This window comes from Mycobacterium parascrofulaceum ATCC BAA-614, from assembly GCF_000164135.1.
Classification (GTDB): Bacteria; Actinomycetota; Actinomycetes; order Mycobacteriales; family Mycobacteriaceae; genus Mycobacterium; species Mycobacterium parascrofulaceum.
In genome coordinates, this window is record NZ_GG770673.1 from 1 (window position 1) to 540 (window position 540).

Genomic DNA, 540 nt, shown 5'->3' on the forward strand with positions numbered 1-540 from the left:
CGCCGCGCGCAACGTGGGCTGGCGGGCCACCGGCGCGCCGTGGGTGTGCTTCCTGGACGACGACGTGGTGCCGGGCCCGGAATGGAAGTCGGCGCTGGCGATCGACCTCAAGGCCGCCGAGGCGGCGGACGCCGCGGGCTCACAGGCGGTGATCGAGGTGCCGGCGCGGCGATCCCGGCGGCCCACCGACGACGAGCGCCGCACGCTGCGACTCTCTGCGGCGCAATGGATCACCGCCGACATGGCGTATCGCCGCGACATGCTTGTGGCGGTCGGCGGCTTCGACGAGCGGTTCCCGCGCGCCTACCGCGAGGATTCCGACCTGGCGGTGCGGATCGTGGCCGCCGGCGGAACGATCGTGCGCGGCGAGCGTCGCTCGACGCATCCCGTCGCGGCGGCGACCCGGTGGTCGAGCGTGCGGGCGCAGGTCGGCAACCGCGACAACGCGTTGATGCGGCGCAAGTACGGGCGCGCCTGGCGCGACATGATCGGCGAGGGGCCGGGCCGGATGCCCGCACACGCGGCCGGCACGCTGGCCGC

1 protein-coding gene is annotated in these 540 nt (G+C 75.4%); it reads left to right on the plus strand.

Going from position 1 to position 540, the window contains the following annotated elements; translation table 11 throughout:
* A partial coding sequence (locus HMPREF0591_RS30175; protein WP_007172701.1) for a glycosyltransferase family 2 protein occupies window positions 1–540 on the plus strand: 540 nt, incomplete at both ends.